This is a genomic window from Tunicatimonas sp., assembly GCF_049647865.1.
Classification (GTDB): domain Bacteria; phylum Bacteroidota; class Bacteroidia; order Cytophagales; family Cyclobacteriaceae; genus Tunicatimonas.
In genome coordinates, this window is record NZ_JBARYM010000545.1 from 1 (window position 1) to 2,050 (window position 2,050).

Here is a 2,050-nt window from a genome sequence, read left to right on the forward strand (position 1 = left end):
CGCTATTACTGATAAAGACGGCGGTATGCCCACCGAATATCAAGGCGATATATTAGTGCCCTTCCCCATAGAATCGGCTCTTTCCGGTGTTAAGAAAATGGTGCAACCCGATCAGAAGCTTTGGTACCGAAAAACCTTTACAGTACCAGAAGATTGGTCTACCGAAAACTTGCTATTGCACTTTGGTGCAGTGGACTGGGAAGCTACCGTATATATCAACGGGCAAAACTTAGGTAATCACCGGGGTGGCTACGATCCTTTCACTTTTGAGATAAAAAAGGCTACCTCGGCTGAAAATGAACACGAAATAATTGTTGAAGTATGGGACCCTACTGACGAAGGTAAGCAACCTACTGGCAAGCAAACATTGGAACCTCGTGGAATTTGGTATACTCCTACCACCGGTATCTGGCAAACGGTTTGGTTAGAACCAGTTCCCGCTTCTTATATTGAAAGTATCAAATTGGTGCCCGATATTGATGAAAAGATACTTACAGTTGACATTCAAACGAATGACGAATCTACGGTGAGTGATGTGCGCCTGACTGCTTCGGATAATGGACAAGAAGTAGCTACTCAAATGGGTAGTGACAATCTTTCTATTCAGTTGCCAGTATCTTCACCTAAACTTTGGTCCACTGATGATCCTTTTCTTTATGATCTGACCATAGAACTAACAGATGCTGACGGAAACGTGGTCGACAAACTAGAGAGCTACTTCGGTATGCGGAAAATATCGGTAGAAAAAGCCGATGACGGTTACAACCGCTTGTTTTTGAACAATGAACCATTATTTCAAATTGGCCCGCTAGATCAAGGATTCTGGCCCGATGGTCTGTACACCGCTCCTTCAGATGCTGCTCTAAAGTACGATGTAGAGGTTACCAAGAAGATGGGCTTCAACATGGCTCGCAAACACGTGAAAGTGGAACCCGCTCGTTGGTACTACTGGTGCGACAAACTGGGCCTGTTGGTTTGGCAAGATATGCCTAGCGGGGAAGAACGGGTGCGAAGCGATGGCGAAGAAATTGAACGTACTACCGAATCAGCTGAACAGTTTGAAACCGAACTAACCGAATTAATTGACGATTTTTACAACCACCCCTCTATTGTGATGTGGGTAGTCTTTAACGAAGGATGGGGTCAATATAATACGGCTGAACTAACAGAATGGGCGAAGGAGTATGATCCTTCTCGTCCGATTAACTCGGCTAGCGGGTGGTTAGATGTAGGTACTGGTGATATTAGCGATATGCACAGCTATCCCGGACCAAATATGCCTGAAGTGGAAGATGTACGAGTAGCCGTATTAGGTGAGTTTGGTGGGCAAGCACTAGTAGTGCCGGATCATTTGTGGGTAGCGGACTTATCCAAAGCACCTACTCACTTTAAAACTTCCACTTCTGCCGATAGTTTGCTAATGGCGTACAGTAGCCTATACCTTCCCTTAGATTCTCTGAAGGAACAGGGGTTGGCGGCTGCTGTGTATACCCAAACTACCGACGTAGAATCCGAAGTAAACGGACTATTGACCTACGACAGGGCCGTGATCAAAATGGATGTAGATACACTACAGGCTATTCATCGAAAGCTGTATGAATAAAGCCTTACCTCATTACGGCAAAATCATACTACTATTCCTACTGGTCAGCCCTAGCTGCTTTGTATTAAAAAGCAGCTCCCCCGATCCGTCGATCACTATTAGCTTGAACCAGAAGCAAATTAATTCTGAAAAAGGAATAAAATTATCACAATTACGAAAAAACACTCACCCGTACCTTAGTTTAGAAATCAATGATCCCAAGATTGTAGAGAAGCTTTCTGAGGCCAGCAATCTTCAAATTATGCTAGCCCGAGGAAGTAGACCAGTAACGTCATTTCAAACTGATTACAATGTTCCGTATCGTATGGGATTTGGTGTTGACTCTTTGTTCCACAGAGCAATAGCGGGTGACCGATTAATATTTTACGTAGATGATTTTATTCTTTACAACTTAGCTATACGATAATCATTCCATTCATACTATTCTAAAGTTGTTAAGACCTTCAC

General features: G+C 43.6%; 2 protein-coding genes. Both read left to right on the top strand.

What is annotated here, in order from left to right:
* On the top strand, window positions 1-1,603 hold a 1,603-nt coding region (locus WBA23_RS16045), incomplete at its 5' end, for a glycoside hydrolase family 2 protein (protein WP_424583299.1).
* Window positions 1,596-2,009: a hypothetical protein gene (locus tag WBA23_RS16050; RefSeq protein WP_424583300.1), complete on the top strand. Its 414-nt coding sequence runs from the start codon at window positions 1,596-1,598 to the stop codon at window positions 2,007-2,009. The genes WBA23_RS16045 and WBA23_RS16050, both read left to right, overlap by 8 nt.
* Window positions 2,010-2,050 lie beyond the last annotated feature (41 nt).